A 15,950-nucleotide genomic window follows, 5' to 3' on the forward strand; every position below is an offset into this window, starting at 1 on the left:
CCTGCCCGTTACCGCAGCCACACGGCCACGAACACGACCAGGCCGATGGCCACGGCGGCGGCCAGATAATCCTGCAACCGTCCGGTCTGGCTGCGGGCGACCGTCGCCCCGCCGACCTCGCGCACGCCCTTGGCCGAACCGTCCAGGACGCCGTCTATGACCTTGACGTCAAACACGCTGGTGAGAAAACCGGCTTCGATAAGCGCCTTGAGTCCGATCTTCTCGTAGACGTCGGTCCAGATGTTGTCGATGGCGGCGGCCGGCACGCTGACGAGCTTCACAAACCACCGGCCAATGAGGCGGTAGAGGATGTCGAAGTCGAGGTTGCGGCTGGCATGGGGCGGAATGATGGCCCGCATCAGATAAAAACCCAGGCCGGTGAAGCCGAGGATCAGACAGGCCTGGAGCACGTGCCAGGCGGTGTAGGGCTGGTAATCGGTGGGGTACGGCAAGATCCCGTAGAGCAGTTCCGGAAACAGGCCCGTGCCCAGGCACAACAGCGACGAGACGGCCATGCCCAGGTACATGTTCCAGGGGATGGGCTTTAATTCCACGGTGCTTTTCGGCTTGGACCAGAAGGCGAAGTACGGGAGCTTGATGCCAACGGAAAGGAACGTGCCCACGGCGGCCAGCTCCATGCCCAGGGCCAGCCAGGTGCGATGGGCCTCGGCCGCGCCGGTGATGGTCATGGTCTTGGAGACGAAGCCGTTAAAAAGCGGCATGCCCGAGATGGAGACCGCGCCGACCATGTAGCAGATCATGACGAGCGGCAGCCGGGAAGCCAGTCCGCCAAGCTCGGTGAGCTTGGCCGTGCCGGCCGAGTACAGCAGGCAGCCCGCGCCCATAAACAGCAGGCCCTTGTAGAGGATGTGGGCATAGGCGTGGGCGCAGGCCCCGTCGATGGTCATGGCCGTGCCGATGCCGATGCCGCACACCATGTACCCGACCTGGGAGACGATGTGGTAGGACAGGATGCGCCGGGCGTTGTTCTCGATGGTCGCGTAGAAGACGCCGTAGAGGCACATGACCACGCCGGCCACGGCCAGGATGTCGAAGCCGGCGTAGGCCCGGGCCAGGACGTAGACGGCGGTCTTGGTGGTAAAGGCGCTCATGAAGACCGCGCCGGTGACCGTGGCTTCGGGGTAGGCGTCGGGCAGCCAGGCGTGCAGCGGCACGCAGGCGGCGTTGACCAGGAAACCGATGAGGATGATGTAGTCGTAGTAGCGCGCGGCCTCAGGGGAGACGGCGGTGAAGGCGAAGGTGCCCAGTTCCGCGTAGCGCAGCAGCAGGCCGGCCAGGAGGAACAGGCCGCCGAAGATGTGGAACAGGAAGTAGCGGAAACCGGCGGCCGTGGCGGCCTGGGTGCCGCGCAGCCAGATGAGGAAGACCGAGCCGATGCTCATGACTTCCCAGAAGATAAAGAGCGTCACGTAGTCGCCGGCAAACACGCAGCCAAACCCGCCGGCGATGTAGAGGCAGGCGGCCATGTGCTGGCCCCGGTCGGCCACGTGCAGGGCGTAGATGAAGCCGATCAGCGACTGGATGGCGAAGACGTTGGCGAAAACCAGGGCCAACGTGTCCACCCGGCCCAAGGACAGGGTCTGGCCGAGGTAGTGCAGGGTGGCCAGTTCGCGCGCGCCGTCGCCGCCAAAGGTCAGGGCCATGACCGAGAAGATGGCCAGCACCGGCGGCGCCAGGAGCAGCCAGCGCCAGGTCATGTAACGTTCGTTGGACAAAAAGGCCATGACCAGGGCCAGGGCCAAAAAGCCGATGGAGGGATGGAGGAAATGGATCCCCGCGAGCTGATCAAGGCCGGCCATTGTCATCCTCCGGACGCGCCAACACGGGGTAGACGATCTTTTTGAGCACGTAGACCATGGCTATGGCCGCGCCCAGGGAAAACACGGCCCAGAAGCCGGGCAGGCCTTCGCCGGTAAAATGCGGATGATGGGGCGTTATAAAGAGATTCAAGGCCACAAGCACCCCGAGCACTGTAAACAAGGCCTTTTTCCAGGCGTCCGCCCTGGCCCTGGCCGCTTCGAGCCAGCTCCCCAGCAGTTGCGGTTCCCGCATGACGTCCTCCCTTGCTTTCCAAACGGCGCGTTCCCCGCGCCGGCAACTTTCGTTTTACGCGACCCCGGCTTTTCTGCCTGAGGTCTCCAACCGCCCAACTTCTCCCGGACGGCCGGTCATGGCCACGACTCCCCTGCTCTCGCGCCGCGCGTCCGCCCGTTTCGGGCTTCCTGCCTCGGCGCCTGGCCTGCGCGATACGGGCGTATTGCGCGGCGGGGCTTGCCTAGAATCCTCCGAACACGTCGGTGAACGAGCCGAAGGTTCCCGGGAAAAGCCCGAGCAGCACGGAGATCAGCGCCGTCAGGCAAAGGGGGACCACCATGACCATGGGGGCCTCCTTGAAGTGGGAATGATCCACGCCCTCGGCCGGGGGCCGGAAAAAGGCCCGGTAGACCACCGGCACGAAGTAACCGGCGTTTAAGAGCGTGGAGGCGAGCAGCGCCAGCAGCAGGATGTATTGGTGGATGCTGACGGCCCCGTTGGCCAGATACCATTTGGTGACGAAGCCGCACACCGGCGGCACGCCGATCATGGACAAAGCGGCCACGGCAAAGGCCCCGAAGGTGAACGGCATCTTACGGCCGATGCCGTCCATGAGCGGGATCTTTTTGAGGTGGGTGGCCACGTAGATCGCGCCGGCGGCGAAAAAGAGCGTGATTTTGGCAAAGGCGTGGTGGGCGATGTGGAGCAGCCCGCCCTTGACGGCCAGGGGCGAGAGCATGGCCACGCCGATGATGATGTAGGAGAGCTGGCTGACGGTGGAATAAGCCAGCCGGGCTTTGAGGTCGTCTTTGGTGAGCGCGATGATGGAAGCCACGACGATGGTGAAGGCGGCCAGGTAGGCGGTGATGAGTCCCAAACCCAGGGTGGACAGCAGATCCACGCCGAAGCAGGACAACATGATGCGCGACACCGAGAACACGCCCGCCTTGACCACGGCCACGGCGTGCAGCAGGGCCGAGACCGGGGTGGGCGCGACCATGGCCGAGGGCAGCCAGTTGTGGATGGGCATGAGCGCCGCCTTGCCCAGGCCGTAGAGGAACAGGAAGTAGGTGATGGTCACGAGCTTGGGATCGGCCCCCGGCGGGAACATGCCGCGCGAGATGTCGCCGAGGTTGAAGTCCAGGGTGCCGCACAGAACGTAGGTGAGGATCATGGCCGGCAGCAGGAACAGCTTGGAAGTGCCCATGAGGTACACCAAGTACTTGCGCGCGCCCTTATACCCCTCTTCGTCCTGATGGTGGGCGACCAGGGGATAGGTGAAGACGGTGATGACCTCATAGAAGAGGTAGAGCGTGACCACGGTGCCGGAAAAGGCCACGCCGACCGCGCCGAAGATGGCCACGGCGAAACAGAAGTAGTAGCGCGTCTGGGCGTGCTCATTAAGCGATCGCATGTAGCCGATGTTGTAGCTGGTGGCGAAAAACCACAAAAACGTGGCCACGATGGCAAAGATGAGCGAGAGGCCGTCCACGGCGAAAGTGATGGATACGCCGGGGAAGAAGGTGACGAGGTGGTAGGTCCAAATGACGCCGTCCAGGACGCCCGGCACCATGGACAGGACCGAGAAGAAAGCCAGGGCGGCGGCGGCAAAGGAGACGCCTTCCCGAAGGTTGATGTTTTTGCGCAGTCGCCACAGGGCGAGTGGAGCCAGGAAGGTGATGACCAGGGGCACAAGCACCCGGGCGCTCTCAACGGTATGCACGCTGGCGGCCATGGACTACCCCTTGAGTTCGCTGGGGGCGTCCGCCGAGGCGTCCCCGAACCGTTTGGAAACAACCAGGACAATGGCCAGGACCAGCGTCGCCTCGGCGGCGGCCAGTCCCATGACCAGAAGCGCTCCGAGCTGGCCGAGCACGGCGTCGGCCGAGGTCAGCTGGGCGGCGGCCACGATGGACAGGCCCGCGCCGTTGAGCATCAGCTCCACGCCGATGAGCATGCCGACCAGCGTCCGCCGGGCGACCAGGGCGTAGAGGCCAAGGCCGAGCAGGAGCAGGGCCACGGTCTGGTAGAAGACAAGCGGATTCATTTGGCGGCTCCTCGCTTTTCAAAGGCCAGCAGCACCGCGCCGGCCATGGCGGCCAGGAGCACCACGGAAATGAGCTCGAAGGCCATGGTGTAGGGACCGAGCAGTCCGGCGCCGAGTTCGGCCGGGCTGACGTTTTTGGGCGTGGGGAATCCGGCCACACCGTAGACGGCCAGGCACGGCACGAGGATGCCGGCCGGGAGCAGCGCCCCGAACACGCCGCGCAGGCTGCCGCGCAGCCCCGGCCCCTGGCCTTCGCCGCCGTCGGCCGAGGCGCGGGTAAGCATGATGGCGAAGAAGATGAGCACGGTGACGGCCCCGACGTAGATGAGGATCTGCATGAGGGCGACAAAATCGGCCAGGAGCAGCAGATAGAGTCCGGCGACACCGAAAAGGGATACGACCAGGCCGAGCATGGCCCGAACGAGACTTGCCGCGGACACGGCGAGAACGCCGCCGGCAAGGGCGATCAGGCTATAGAAGGCAAAGGCGGTCTGTCCAAGGTACATTTCATTCATAAGCGCCCCGCTGTTCTCCTCGTAAGGCTTCTTGACTTCTTCAAACTGACCATACCGAGCACCCCCCAGTCAACGTTGCGAACTTTAACTTATGTTACGGCACAATATTCATATATAAAATATAACTTAAAAAATCAAACACGGCTTTTAACACGCTAACACGATGCTATGTTATTTTTACAGACCAATTTGTTTTGTTTAATTTGTACAAAATTTGAACATTATCCGACTTTAATAAAAATTTATTCAGTAAAATATGCGTTCAAACGCTACAAAAAATAACGTGGCATGTGATTTTTCTCTCACACTGCATTGCTATTTACAAATTTTACAAGCTTATTACAACAGCATTGTAATACACTACCAGCAAAAGCGTAAATTTAATAACAAGTAAACCCAAAAAATGCTGTCTGACTTTGTATCACACGCCATTCTAAGAACAGCCAACCGTGCATGACGTGCGAAGCTTTCAAAGAACGGTAACACGCGAGGCGGGTTGCTTATATCGTCGAACTTCGGCCGTCGTCAAGAGACAATAATTTGTCATAATCGTAGCAGATACTTCCGGCACACGCCAGTACGAGCCCGGGAAAAAGTTCCCTTCTCGTGACCTGACCACACCAAAACAAAGAGTTAATTATCTAAATTAATTGTACTAATAAAAAAATCTTCCTGCCACGACCAGGGTGCGGCCACGAGCGGATTCAGGAATTGCTTCACGATGCGATGCAAAATGGCGAAGTCAAAAAGTTCGGGCTATGATAATTCCTTCACAATCAAACGTAGCGGCACGTGAGAAAATACCCGACGCCCTGCCCGCCTCCAGAACATCCCCTGGTCGCCCCAAAAAAATCCTCAACCAACCACCGCGCCCAGCAAATCGCGTCATGACGCCGCCCCATCACCGTCTGGAGAACGTCGCCAAGGCGCAAATCGGCGGCTCCACCAAAAAAACGTCTGACGACAAGCGCGAAAGGCCCCAACACCTCATTGCCAGAAGGCCTGTCCTAACGGTATAGGGGCGCTTCGGCGGAATACCGGCCCGGCCGTGCGCCCGGCCCAACCACCGGGACCATCGCCCCGGTCCGGGGCAAGGCCCCGGCGCTTCGGAGCACCCGCCAGGCGCGTGGCGTTTTTGCTGTTGCCCTTCCCCTGGGCGGGAAGTAGGCGGCAGTGCGTCCGTCGGCGAGGATTGAAATACAAAGCGTCTTGCCGCGACGGGGTATAACGCCCGGGACGAGACGCCATGGACCAAGCCCCTTCCCAAGGAAGGACAGGCACTATCGCCTCCACCCGCAACCTTCGGAGCCCCTTTGTCGTTTCCTTCCTTAACCATCGGTGACCTTACCATCCCCAGGGCCATCATCCAGGGCGGGATGGGCGTAGGCATCTCCCTTTCCGGTTTGGCTTCGGCCGTGGCCGCGGCCGGGGGCTTCGGCGTCATCTCGGCGGCCGGCATCGGCATGAACGAGCCGGATTTCGGCTCCAACTACATCGAAGCCAACAACCGGGTGCTGGCCAGGGAAATCCGGGCCGCCAAGGAAGCCGCCCCAGGCGGCGCCATCGGCGTCAACATCATGATGGCCATGGCCAACTTCGCGGAGCTGGTCAAAACCGCCATCTGCGAAAACGTGGACGCCATCTTTTCCGGGGCCGGCCTGCCGCTGGACCTGCCGGGACACCTGCCCGAAGGCGCGCGCACCAAGCTCGTGCCCATCGTGTCCTCGGCCCGGGCCGCCGTGATATTATGCAAGAAATGGCTGTCGCGCTTCGGCCGCACCCCCGACGCCTTCGTGGTCGAGGGCCCCATGGCCGGCGGTCATCTGGGATTCAAGGCCGAGCAGATCGACGACCCGGATTTCGTACTGGAAAAACTCGTCAGCGAGGTGGTGGCCGGGGTCGCCCCCTACACCGCCCCCAACGGCGCGCCCATTCCGGTCATCGCCGCCGGCGGCGTGTACACCGGGGCCGACATCCGCCGCTTCATCGAGCTTGGCGCGGCCGGCGTCCAGATGGGCACCCGGTTCGTCGCCACCCACGAATGCGACGCCGACGACCGCTTCAAGCAAAGCTACGTCGAGGCCACGGAAAAAGACGTGGTCATCATCAAAAGCCCCGTAGGGATGCCCGGCCGGGCCATCCACAACGAGTTTCTCGACCTTGCCGCCGAGGGCTCCAAGACGCCGGCCCGCTGCCCCTACCGCTGCATCCATACCTGCGACTACACCCAGGCCCCCTACTGCATCACCCTGGCCCTGGCCAACGCCAAGAAGGGCCGGCTGCGACACGGCTTCGCCTTTGCCGGCCAGAACGCCTGGCGGGTGGACCGCATCATGTCGGTGGCGGATCTCTTCAAGGAATTGGTCGAAGGCTACGAAGCGGCCGAGGCCGCCTCGCCAGCCTGAGGCCGAGCGCTCTGCTCAAGCGCGTCAGAGCAACAAACGCGCGCTGGCGGCATGGCCTATACGCAAACAGAACTTGATGCTGTTTGACCGAGAAAGGCGCGGCGGACCGAACAACCGGTCGCCGCGCCTTTTTACTTGCGCCCCAGAAACAGAAAGTACCGCCACAGGCCGCCGTAGGCCGGCCGCGCCTCATGACGGCAGGGCCGGAAACGGGACTGCAGTTCGGGGGCAAGGTGGCCGTCAAGCCGGACGTGGTTGACGCCCATCCAGGCACGAAACCAGGAGGCCGGCGTGTCGTCGAAGTCGACCACGGCAATGCGTCCGCCGGGAGCCAGATGCTCCCGGGCCGCTTCCAGGGCCGCGCCCCAGCCGGGATTGAACATGGTCAGGGCGTAGGAAAAGACGATGAGGTCCAGGGAACCCGGCACGAACGTGTCGGGGCCGTAAGCCGCGCAATGCAGCTGTACCGGGCAGGCCGTGCGGGACACGGCCCGGCGGGCACGCTCCACCATGGGCCGGCACAGGTCCACGCCGGTGAACGACGCCCCGGGCAGCGCCCGGGACAGAGCCAGAATATTGCGCCCGGTGCCGCAGCCGATCTCGGCCACCCGCGCCGGCCGCTCCAGGCCGTCCCGGGCCACGGCTTCGGCGGCCAAGCACACCAACCTGTCGCGGCCGAAAAGAAAACTCCAGCGCGTGGCGTCGTAGATGCGGGCGTGAAACCGGTAATACCCGGGCAGGGGCGAAACTTCCGCCGCCATCAGGCCACCACCGCCAGATGCTGGCTGCCATAGGTGCCGACCCGGTCGGCGCCGTGCAGCGCCTCGGTCACTTCCGGGAAAAAGGTCAGCCGCCGCCGGGCCGCCTCGGGCACAAACGCGACGTCCAGCCCGGCCGAACGCATGAGCACCCTGGCCCCGGGCGCGGCGGCGGCGAAAATGCGCTCCCACTCCTCGGCCAGGGCGGCCGGATCGTGGTTGGCCAGCCAGTCCTGATGGTCCAGCAGCACGAAATGGCTGTAGGGGCCAGGATGACGGGCCAGAAAGCCGCTAAGCGAGTCCGTATGGGTCGTCAGCCGCCCCAGACGCTCCCGGATTGCCTCGAAATGCTGTTCCTTCAAATATTCCGGGCAACATTCCGGGGCGTAGCGGCCGGTGAGGTACACCCGCCAGAAATAGTTCTCGGCCATGGCGGTTTCGGTGAACACCCGGCGCACCTTCTCGCGCACGAAGCCTTCCAGCCCGCCCGGATGGGAATCGCGGATGAGCGCGATTTGCGGGCGCGGCACGCCTAAAAGCGCCATGAGCGCCGGCCGGGCCACCAACCAACGGCTGAGGCGATCCCAAAAGATCGGCTCCACGGCAGCAAATGCCCGGCGCTGCTCGGCCAGATCCCCGGCGGCCAGCAAGCGCGGCAACTCGCGCCGCAGCCCGGGTTTGAGCAGCCCCAAAAGCCGCGTGAACAAAAAGGCCGCCGCCCCGGACGCGCCGTGATGGTAAAAGGAGCGCGACAACCGGCCGCCCTTGAAATACGCGATGTTCTTGTCCCAATAGGCTGCCGCGTAGGCTGGAAGATGCCCCCGCAGCCGGGCGTAGGTCGCGGCACAGGACGGCCCGCCGCCTTCGCCGAAAAAGGTGAAGAGTTCCTTGAAGGATGCCCTGCAGAAAAGCGCCCGCTTGAGCTCCAGCAAGGCGTTCTGGCGGAAGTTGAGGTCCACGCAGGCGACCTCGGCCGGCTCGTCCAGCAAATAGTCCAAGGCGTTGTCGCCGGCCGAGGTGATGACCACCACCCGCGAGTCGGTCCCAAGCGTCAACAGACGCCGGTCCAGGCGCGGGTCTTCCCAGCAGGTGTTGTAGACAAGGCGGTTGCCATGCACAAAACGGAAAAAAGCGTCGCCCAGACGCCGTGACACAGTACGATTCATGCCCGCCGTCTACCGCCGCCGCCCCGCCCCGACAAACGACGTTTCCGTGACGCGTTGTCGCATTATTGCCATGTGAAAAAAGAGGGAGGGAAGAAGAAAATGCCCGGCGGCCGTGGGCCTGAGGCCCCCGGACCCCCCATCTGGGAAAAAGGGGGCGGCTTCGCCGGAGAGTTATTCACGATCTTGCTAGCTCTTCCTGGAAGCTTCCAGTTTGGGGGCGCGTTTGCCGCCAGGTTCCTCCTGGCGGCAAACGCGCCCCCAAGCTGGGAGGGTCCGGGAGGGGGTACCCCCCTCCCGGCCGCCGCAAGGCATCTTCCCCTCTTTTTCTTATTTTCCCTTCATCTTACGCCTGTCTTCAATCTTCCAGGCCCATACGGCCATGGCGATGGCCACGCAGAGCAGCCCGGCCAGGGCATGGAACACCCCGGCGATACCAGCGGCCAGGGCGGCCGGCGGAGCGCTGGCGAAGTCGGCATGATCAGCGATGGAGCCGGTGGCGTGGACGATGCCGGAGAAAATCGTGGCCACCAGCGGCAGGCCGGTGGATTGGCCGAACACCCGGGCGTAGTTGGCCAGCCCCGAGCCGACGCCCAGGCGATGCGGCGGCATCTGCCCCATGATGGTCGTGTTGTTGGGGGCCTGGAAGATGCCTATGCCAAGCCCCACCGGCATGGTGCGCAGCAGATAGCCCCACCACGGCGTAAGTTCGGTGAGCGTCCCCAGGGCCAGACAGCCGCCGGTCAGGACCACCAGCCCCAGCAGGCTCATGCCCCGCGCGCCGTAGCGGTCGGCCAGGCTGCCGGACACCGGAGCGGTCACGGCCATGGAAGCCGGCAGGATCATGAGTAAAAGCCCAACTTGCGTGACGCTGTAACCTTGGCCGGCTTGCAGGAAAAACGGCATGATAAAGCCGCTGGCTCCGGTGACGAAGACCAGGGTGGCCATGGCCAGGGGCAGGGAAATGAGCGGGTTGGCGAAAAGGCTCAGGTCGAGCATGGGGGCCGGGCTTTGACGCTCCACCTTGATGAAGACGGCCAGCCCCAGGGCGCTGGCGGCCAGGAGGATCAAGGCCGCGGCGTCGGTGGGGCCGTGGCGCTGCATGAAGGTCATGCCCAGGCAGTAGCAGGCCAGGGTCAGGCAGGCGATGGCCGCGCCGGGCAGGTCGAAGCGTTCGCCCCGTCGCTGGGGCGGCAGGGCCGGCATGAAGCGGACGACGGCGAAAAGGGCCAGCAGCCCCAAGGGGATGTTGAGCAGAAAAAGCTCGCGCCAGCCCAGCAGGCCAATAAGCACGCCGCCCAGGGGCGGGCCGAGCATAAGGCCCATGGCCACGGTGGCGCCGATAAAGCCCAGCGCCCGGCCACGGCCGGATGGCGGAGCGATCTGGGTGACGATGGCCATGCCCAGCGCCTGGCTCATGGCCGCGCCGATGCCCTGCATGGCCCGAAAGCCGATGAGCCAGGACACCGACGGGGCCAGGCCGCAGCATAGCGAGGCCGCGATGAAAAGCACGAGCCCGGCGGCAAATATCCGCTTCTTGTCGTACATGTCGCCCAGGCGGGACACCAGGAGCAGCAGGCTGGCGATGACCAGCACGTAGCTTAAGATGACCCACTGGATGGTGGCGAAGTCCGTGGCCAGACTTTCGGTCAGGGTGGGCAGGGCCACGTTGACGATGCTCATGTCCAGCGTCGCCATGAACACCATGAGATTGACCCCGATCATGGCCAGGGCCGGGCGCGGGGTCGGGACATGGCCGGCTTGGGCGGTATGGTCTTGCATGAAAACGGACTTCCTTGGCTGGTCGATGCCGCCGTGTACCCCAACGGGCGGCGGCGGGGAAGCGGATTATCCGGCGGTGGGCAGGCGATGGTCGAGGGCGCCGCTCGTGACGGCGGCAAAGAGCCAGTGGGTGAAGCGGGCCAGGCTGTCCGGGTCGCTGCCCCGGGAGAGGGGATGGCGGGCGAGCAGTCGGTCCATGGCCGGCGGCAGTACGGCCGGCCCCGCCTCGCCCGGTTGCCGGGCATGGGCGGCGAGCTTTTGCCCGACGAGATTGACGCCCCGGTCCAGGAGCAGTTGGAGCGGCATGGGGCAGGTGAGCTGCCATTCGAGGTCAATAAAGCGCACGTCGCCGGTGGCCGGATGGCGCAGGACGTTGCCGGGATGGGCGTCGAGCAGGCTGCCGGGCAGCCACGGTCCGGCCATGGCGGCAGGGTAAAGCTCCCGGCCCAGATGGTCGCGGCAAAAGGCGGCAAAGGCCTCGGCCGCCCCGGGCATGGCCGGCCTGGCCCGGGAGGCGGCCAGCTCCATCCACTCGGCGACCAGCCGGCCGGCCCCGACCGGGTCGCCGTCTTCCACGGCGTCAAGGGCCAGTTCCAGATAGCTGGCGTAGCCCAGGCGATACGGCTCGGACGGCTTGACGCTCTGGCGGCCGGCGGCAAAGACGGCCGGCGGCAGGCCGTGGAGGTTTCGCCGGGTGACGGTGACGCCGCCCGCGCCGTCGTCAACGAACCGCGTCATGGTCTGGAAATGCGGCGGGCAGGAGTCGGCGTTGACGGCCACGGCCAGGGTGGACGCGTTGGCGGCCAGCAGGGGCGCGTCGGGGCTGGGTGCGGCCAGGACGAGAAAGGAATTCATGAAATGGCCGGCCACGCCCCCGGCCAGGGCCGAGCGCATAAAGGCCCGTTCGGCGAAAGCCGGTGCGGCCCGGCCGCCGGGATCGGCCGTGGGCAGCTCCAGCAGGGGCAGGGCGGCAAAGCCGGGCAGGCCAAGCGCCCGCTCGGACAGGACGCTGTCGGGCATCTTGTAGTCCGGGGACGGGTAGTGCCAGCGTGTGGCGGCAAACCCGGCCCGGGCCAGCATGGCGGCCAGGGTTGGCCGGTCGAAGGTGCGCACGCCCGGGTTGCCGGGGTAGCCGTTTAAGCCGTCGTAGGGCCGGCCGGTGTGGTCCTCGGGCAGGCCGGCCAGATACTTGTGGCCCATGCGGTTTTCAATGGCCAGCACCAGGCAGCCGCCCGGGGCGAGATAGCGCCGGGCCTCGGTCAGAAGCTTGTGGTAGGGTTCCGGGCCGTCCACGAAGGCCCCGGCGTATTCCAGGACGCCGATGAGCGTGACCACATCGAAACAGCCGTTATAGGGCAAGCCCACGGCGTTGGCCGTGACCACTTCCAGATTGGCGGCGTCCGGCAGGCGCGCCTTGATGACGGCGGCCCGCTGCGGCGCGCCCTCCACGGCGGTGACGGCGTGGGGGAGGCTGACCAGATGGGCGGTCAGCGCGCCGCAGCCGGCGCCGAGTTCCAGGATGCGGCCGGTGGGGCCGAAATCCAGCCAGGAGAGCAGGGTCTTGCGGCGTGGCGAGAGATGGTAGCGCACGGCCCAGGGCGCGTCCTTGGGGTAGAGCTCGTATTCGTTGACCTGGTGGTCGCGAAAAAAACGCAGCAGCCAGGCTTCCGAACCGTCGCTGTAGGCCACGGGCCGCCCGTCATCCGAAGCCCTTGGCTGGTCCTGGGGGTCATTTTCGTCGTGGGCCACGGGTCCGTCCTTGTTTCGGCTATTGCCGGGCGAACCATTCGGCCAGGCGGTCGCAGGCGGTGTCGATCTCGGCCGGCTCGGCGCCGTAGGACAGGCGCAAGCTCCCCTCGCCGCCCGGGCCGAAGCTGTCGCCGGGAATGGTGATGACCCTGGCTTCGCGGATCAGCCGCGTGGCCACGTCCATGGGCGCGCCCGGGACCGGATAGCGGGCCATGATGTAAAAGGCTCCGGCCGGCGCGTTGTAAGTAAGGCCTTCCATGGCGTCCAGGCGGGCCATGATGCGCGCCCGGCGCTCCCGCAGGGCGTCGATGAAGCCGGCGTAGACCGCCTGGGGGCCGGTCAGCGAGGCCAGGGCGGCGATCTGGGAAGGGGTGGGGGCGCAGATGGCCGTGCAGTCGTGGACCTTGAGCATCTGCCCCATGATCGGTTCCGGGGCAAAGGCAAAGCCCACGCGCCAGCCGGTCAGGGCGAAGCGCTTGGAAAAGCTGCCCACGGCCACGAGGTTGTCGCGCAGCTCCGGCAGGCTGGCCAGGGAAAAGGCCGGCTCGTCGTAGGCCAGGGCGTCGTAGGTGTCATCGCAGATGATGGTCAGTCCGTGGGTCAAGGCGACCTCGGCCACGGCCAGCAGATCGTCTTTGGCAAAAACCGCGCCCGTGGGGTTGTGGGGCGAATTGATGATAATCGCCCGGGTGCGCTCGGTGACGGCGGCGGCCACGGCCTCGGCGTCCAGGCTCCAGTCCTGGCGGCGCAGGGGCACAAGGACGGGCTGGGCTTCGGCCAGGAGCACCTGTTCCACGTGGGAGGGATAGAACGGCTCGGGCACGATGACTTCGTCGCCGCGCTCGCACAGGCACAAAACGGCGCACAACAGCGCCTCCATGCCGCCCACGGTGATGGCGATCTCCCGGTCCGGGTCGGCGATGAGGCGTTTTTCGGCGGCCAGCAGATCGGCCACGGCCCGGCGCAGCTCGGGCATGCCGGGCTGGAGCGAGTACTTGCCGGCCGAGGGCTGGTCGGCCAAGGCCCGGCAGACGGCCTCGGCCACATGGGGCGGAGTGGCGAACGACGGCACGCCCTGGCCCAGGGAGGCGCAGCCGCCGACTTCACTGGCCAGCATGGGCATGAGCTTGGTGGCGGAAATCTTGATGTTCTTGGCGCGCTGGCTGAAACGGTGGGAAAGACTTGTCACGACGGCTCCCTACGACAAGCCCGGGCCTGTCGGTGGCCCGGGGAAAAACGGCGCATGGCCGGGGCGGCGACAACGATGGATGTTGTCGTTGCCAAGAAAAACAGGCAACCCGGCATGGCCGCCCGGCAGCGAAAAACAATCCGCGCTGGGCGACCGGGGCCGCCTTACTGCGGCACGGCGATCTTGGGATGGGACGGAGCCGAGGCCGGAGCCAGGGGCGGCGCGGCCAGGGCCTTTTCGAATTCGGCCACGGAATAACCGGAAACGGCCCGGCCGTTGATCATGACCAGGGGCACGCCGCGGCCGCCGTACCGCTTGAAGCGCATGTTGGCGGTGGCGTCCTTGTCGATGTCGTAAACCGTGTAGGCAATGCCCTTGCCGTCGAAATAGGCCTTGGCCTTGGTGCAGTAGGGGCACCAGCTCGTGACGTAGAGTTCAACGGTTGGCCCGGCGGCGCGGGCCGGCACGGCGGCCACAAGGACGGCCAGGACGAGGCAGGCGGCGGCAAATCGGCCGAGGGCCGGGAAAACAATGCGGGGCATGGCGTGCTTCCGGTTGGGTGTTGGCAATCACTGGTGGTAGCCGGGGGGAGCGGGCCGCGTCAAGCCGGGCGTCGCGGCAGCGGCGGTTGCCGGGTCGGCGCGGGAGGTGCTAGGGAGGCGCCCATGCCGGGATACAAGACGCATATCGTGGGCGCGGCGGCGGTGACAGGCGGGGCGCTGGCCGCCACGTCGTGGCTGGGGGTCTATCGGCCGGGGTTCGAGACCATGGTCTGCCTGGGACTTTTTTCCGTGCTGGGCGGGCTATTCCCGGACGTGGACACCGATTCCAAGGGACGGCGCATTTTTTACGGCGCGGCCCTGGTGGTGGACGCCTTTCTCATCTTCCGGGAGCAGTACCGCTATGCGGCGGTGCTGGGGTTTTGCGCCCTGCTGCCGGCCATCGGCTCCCACCGGGGCTGGACCCATTCGTGGTGGGCGGCCCTGCTCATCCCGAGTTCGGTCTTGCTCGCGCCCATGCTGCTTTTAGGCCTGCCGTGGAAGCCCTTCCTGCCGTATTACGCGGCCACGGTGCTGGGCTATTTCTCCCATCTGCTGCTGGACCGCAAATTCTAGTGTCGCGTCCGCGAAAAGCGCATATGGTGTTTTTTAGTCAACGACCTAAAACCATTTATTTTTCTTAAAAAATACTATCGTATTTTTTAAGGAACGCGACACGAGCTTCGCGCCACACCGAGCACGATTGCATTTTCAACATACATCAGTGGGGTTGGCTTATTGTCCACCAGACGCCCAAGGCGTTATCGTGGCGCGGCACGAGCGCCGTGCCCCGCGCCTCCCTCTATGGCGTCAGATGCAGGCCATCGACAAGGCCCTGGTACTGCGGCGTGGCGCGAAAACTTTCAATGGCGGCATCAAGGCGGGCCATTTCCCCGGGGCTAACACCCAGGCCGCACATGATGTGGCGTCGTCCGCCCAGGGGTGAATCGGCCAGCCGCACGATCCGGATATGCTTACGCAAGGCGGGTTTGGCGGCCAATATCCAGGCCAGTTCCTCGGGTTCGACCAGCATGGCGTCCAGCCGGTCCTTGGCCAGCAGTTCGACCATATGGGCCGTGTCGGCAAAACGCTTGGTCGCCGGATACGCGGCCAGGAGATGATCGTATTCCGCGCCGTAGGAAAAGCCTTCTCGCAGGCCCCAGCGCCAGCCCGCGGCGAGCAGATCTGCCAAAAAGGGGCTGCAGGTCTCGGGCACGGGCAACGTGGCGCGCACGGCCACGGTCGTGGGCTGGTTGCGGTAAAGGGGCTTGCTGAAGCGGGCAAAGGCCTCGCGCTCCGCGGTCTTGTACCAACCCACGGCGCAGGCCCGGCTTGGGCCTTCCCGCAGCATGGCCACGACGCGGCCCGGCGGCATCTCCCGCACCGACACGGGAATGCCGGCCTGGGCAAAGACGGTCAGGGCCGTGGTGAGCAGGAACCCGCCCGCAGGCTGTCCATGCTGCAGCTGGTAATAGGGAGGGCGATCAAAAACGAGCAGCGACAACGGCTTCTGGGCCTGTCCCGCCGCTGGCGTCAGGGCTGGAGCCAGCATGGCCAGCGCCGCCAAAACGGCACGTAACAGACTTCGCGCCTTGGTTTTGTTCGGGAACAACCGCGTTACAGTCTTTGGCGGCAGGGTTTCCATATACCTTTTTTTGCGGAAAAGGCGGCCAATGTCAAAGGGCGATTCTCCGTCAATACGTGCTTGCATTTTGCCCGACCTAGTGCATAGATAAACAGTCAAGCCA

General features: G+C 65.0%; 14 protein-coding genes. 2 read left to right on the forward strand and 12 right to left on the reverse strand.

The window, feature by feature from the left end:
* Positions 1-8: 8 nt before the first annotated feature.
* The 5 genes from C3Y92_RS12990 to C3Y92_RS13010 form a co-directional block, all read right to left on the reverse strand.
* Positions 9-1,820 carry a Na(+)/H(+) antiporter subunit D gene (locus tag C3Y92_RS12990; protein WP_129353176.1) on the reverse strand — a complete coding sequence of 604 codons (1,812 nt, stop codon included), beginning with the start codon at positions 1,818-1,820 and terminating at the stop codon, positions 9-11.
* Positions 1,807-2,073, reverse strand: a complete 267-nt coding sequence (locus tag C3Y92_RS12995; RefSeq protein ID WP_129353178.1) for a hypothetical protein — start codon at positions 2,071-2,073, stop codon at positions 1,807-1,809. Before C3Y92_RS12995 ends, C3Y92_RS12990 begins: the two co-directional genes overlap by 14 nt.
* Before the next feature lie 223 nt (positions 2,074-2,296).
* A complete protein-coding gene (locus tag C3Y92_RS13000) occupies positions 2,297-3,790 on the reverse strand; it encodes a monovalent cation/H+ antiporter subunit D family protein (protein ID WP_129353180.1) in 1,494 nt (497 codons plus the stop codon).
* 3 nt (positions 3,791-3,793) lie between these two features.
* Positions 3,794-4,102, reverse strand: coding sequence for an NADH-quinone oxidoreductase subunit NuoK (gene nuoK / locus C3Y92_RS13005; RefSeq protein ID WP_006917780.1), 309 nt, complete (start codon positions 4,100-4,102; stop codon positions 3,794-3,796).
* Entirely contained in the window at positions 4,099-4,617 is a 519-nt protein-coding gene (locus C3Y92_RS13010; RefSeq protein WP_015861444.1) for an NADH-quinone oxidoreductase subunit J family protein, read from the reverse strand. The genes nuoK and C3Y92_RS13010 overlap by 4 nt, the downstream gene beginning before the upstream one ends.
* A gap of 1,313 nt (positions 4,618-5,930) precedes the next feature.
* On the opposite strand from C3Y92_RS13010, the gene C3Y92_RS13015 reads away from it, so the two are divergent.
* Positions 5,931-7,022 (forward strand): NAD(P)H-dependent flavin oxidoreductase, encoded by a 1,092-nt coding sequence (locus C3Y92_RS13015; RefSeq protein WP_129353182.1) that lies wholly within the window; start codon positions 5,931-5,933, stop codon positions 7,020-7,022.
* Between the two features lie 131 nt (positions 7,023-7,153).
* Here the strand turns inward: C3Y92_RS13015 and C3Y92_RS13020 are convergent, their stop codons facing one another.
* The 6 genes from C3Y92_RS13020 to C3Y92_RS13045 form a co-directional block, all read right to left on the reverse strand.
* On the reverse strand, positions 7,154-7,783 hold the full coding sequence (locus tag C3Y92_RS13020; protein ID WP_129353184.1) for a class I SAM-dependent methyltransferase: 630 nt from the start codon (positions 7,781-7,783) through the stop codon (positions 7,154-7,156).
* Positions 7,783-8,946, reverse strand: coding sequence for a DUF3419 family protein (locus C3Y92_RS13025; protein WP_129353186.1), 1,164 nt, complete (start codon positions 8,944-8,946; stop codon positions 7,783-7,785). The genes C3Y92_RS13020 and C3Y92_RS13025 overlap by 1 nt, the downstream gene beginning before the upstream one ends.
* Before the next feature lie 327 nt (positions 8,947-9,273).
* On the reverse strand, positions 9,274-10,725 hold the full coding sequence (locus tag C3Y92_RS13030) for an MFS transporter (RefSeq protein WP_129353188.1): 1,452 nt from the start codon (positions 10,723-10,725) through the stop codon (positions 9,274-9,276).
* Positions 10,726-10,791: 66 nt separating this feature from the next.
* Positions 10,792-12,474 (reverse strand): class I SAM-dependent methyltransferase, encoded by a 1,683-nt coding sequence (locus C3Y92_RS13035; protein ID WP_129353190.1) that lies wholly within the window; start codon positions 12,472-12,474, stop codon positions 10,792-10,794.
* A 19-nt stretch (positions 12,475-12,493) separates the two neighbouring features.
* Positions 12,494-13,663, reverse strand: a complete 1,170-nt coding sequence (locus C3Y92_RS13040; RefSeq protein WP_129353192.1) for a pyridoxal phosphate-dependent aminotransferase — start codon at positions 13,661-13,663, stop codon at positions 12,494-12,496.
* Positions 13,664-13,827: 164 nt separating this feature from the next.
* Entirely contained in the window at positions 13,828-14,205 is a 378-nt protein-coding gene (locus tag C3Y92_RS13045) for a glutaredoxin family protein (protein ID WP_129353194.1), read from the reverse strand.
* Positions 14,206-14,328: 123 nt separating this feature from the next.
* On the opposite strand from C3Y92_RS13045, the gene C3Y92_RS13050 reads away from it, so the two are divergent.
* Positions 14,329-14,778, forward strand: coding sequence for a metal-dependent hydrolase (locus tag C3Y92_RS13050; protein WP_015861453.1), 450 nt, complete (start codon positions 14,329-14,331; stop codon positions 14,776-14,778).
* A gap of 226 nt (positions 14,779-15,004) precedes the next feature.
* Here C3Y92_RS13050 and C3Y92_RS13055 read toward each other — a convergent pair whose 3' ends face one another.
* Entirely contained in the window at positions 15,005-15,754 is a 750-nt protein-coding gene (locus C3Y92_RS13055) for a substrate-binding periplasmic protein (RefSeq protein ID WP_235669484.1), read from the reverse strand.
* Positions 15,755-15,950: the final 196 nt, after the last annotated feature.

Origin of the sequence: Solidesulfovibrio carbinolicus, assembly GCF_004135975.1 — a bacterium.
Classification (GTDB): Bacteria; Desulfobacterota; Desulfovibrionia; order Desulfovibrionales; family Desulfovibrionaceae; genus Solidesulfovibrio; species Solidesulfovibrio carbinolicus.

Excerpts from the sequence above, each read along its gene's own strand:
- C3Y92_RS12990 (WP_129353176.1), bottom strand. The coding sequence starts at position 1,820 with ATGGCCGGCCTTGATCAGCTCGCGGGGATCCATTTCCTCCATCCCTCC.
- C3Y92_RS12995 (WP_129353178.1), bottom strand. The coding sequence starts at position 2,073 with ATGCGGGAACCGCAACTGCTGGGGAGCTGGCTCGAAGCGGCCAGGGCC.
- C3Y92_RS13000 (WP_129353180.1), bottom strand. The coding sequence starts at position 3,790 with ATGGCCGCCAGCGTGCATACCGTTGAGAGCGCCCGGGTGCTTGTGCCC.
- nuoK (WP_006917780.1), bottom strand. The coding sequence starts at position 4,102 with ATGAATCCGCTTGTCTTCTACCAGACCGTGGCCCTGCTCCTGCTCGGC.
- C3Y92_RS13010 (WP_015861444.1), bottom strand. The coding sequence starts at position 4,617 with ATGAATGAAATGTACCTTGGACAGACCGCCTTTGCCTTCTATAGCCTG.
- C3Y92_RS13020 (WP_129353184.1), bottom strand. The coding sequence starts at position 7,783 with ATGGCGGCGGAAGTTTCGCCCCTGCCCGGGTATTACCGGTTTCACGCC.
- C3Y92_RS13025 (WP_129353186.1), bottom strand. The coding sequence starts at position 8,946 with ATGAATCGTACTGTGTCACGGCGTCTGGGCGACGCTTTTTTCCGTTTT.
- C3Y92_RS13030 (WP_129353188.1), bottom strand. The coding sequence starts at position 10,725 with ATGCAAGACCATACCGCCCAAGCCGGCCATGTCCCGACCCCGCGCCCG.
- C3Y92_RS13045 (WP_129353194.1), bottom strand. The coding sequence starts at position 14,205 with ATGCCCCGCATTGTTTTCCCGGCCCTCGGCCGATTTGCCGCCGCCTGC.
- C3Y92_RS13050 (WP_015861453.1), top strand. The coding sequence starts at position 14,329 with ATGCCGGGATACAAGACGCATATCGTGGGCGCGGCGGCGGTGACAGGC.
- C3Y92_RS13055 (WP_235669484.1), bottom strand. The coding sequence starts at position 15,754 with ATGCTGGCTCCAGCCCTGACGCCAGCGGCGGGACAGGCCCAGAAGCCG.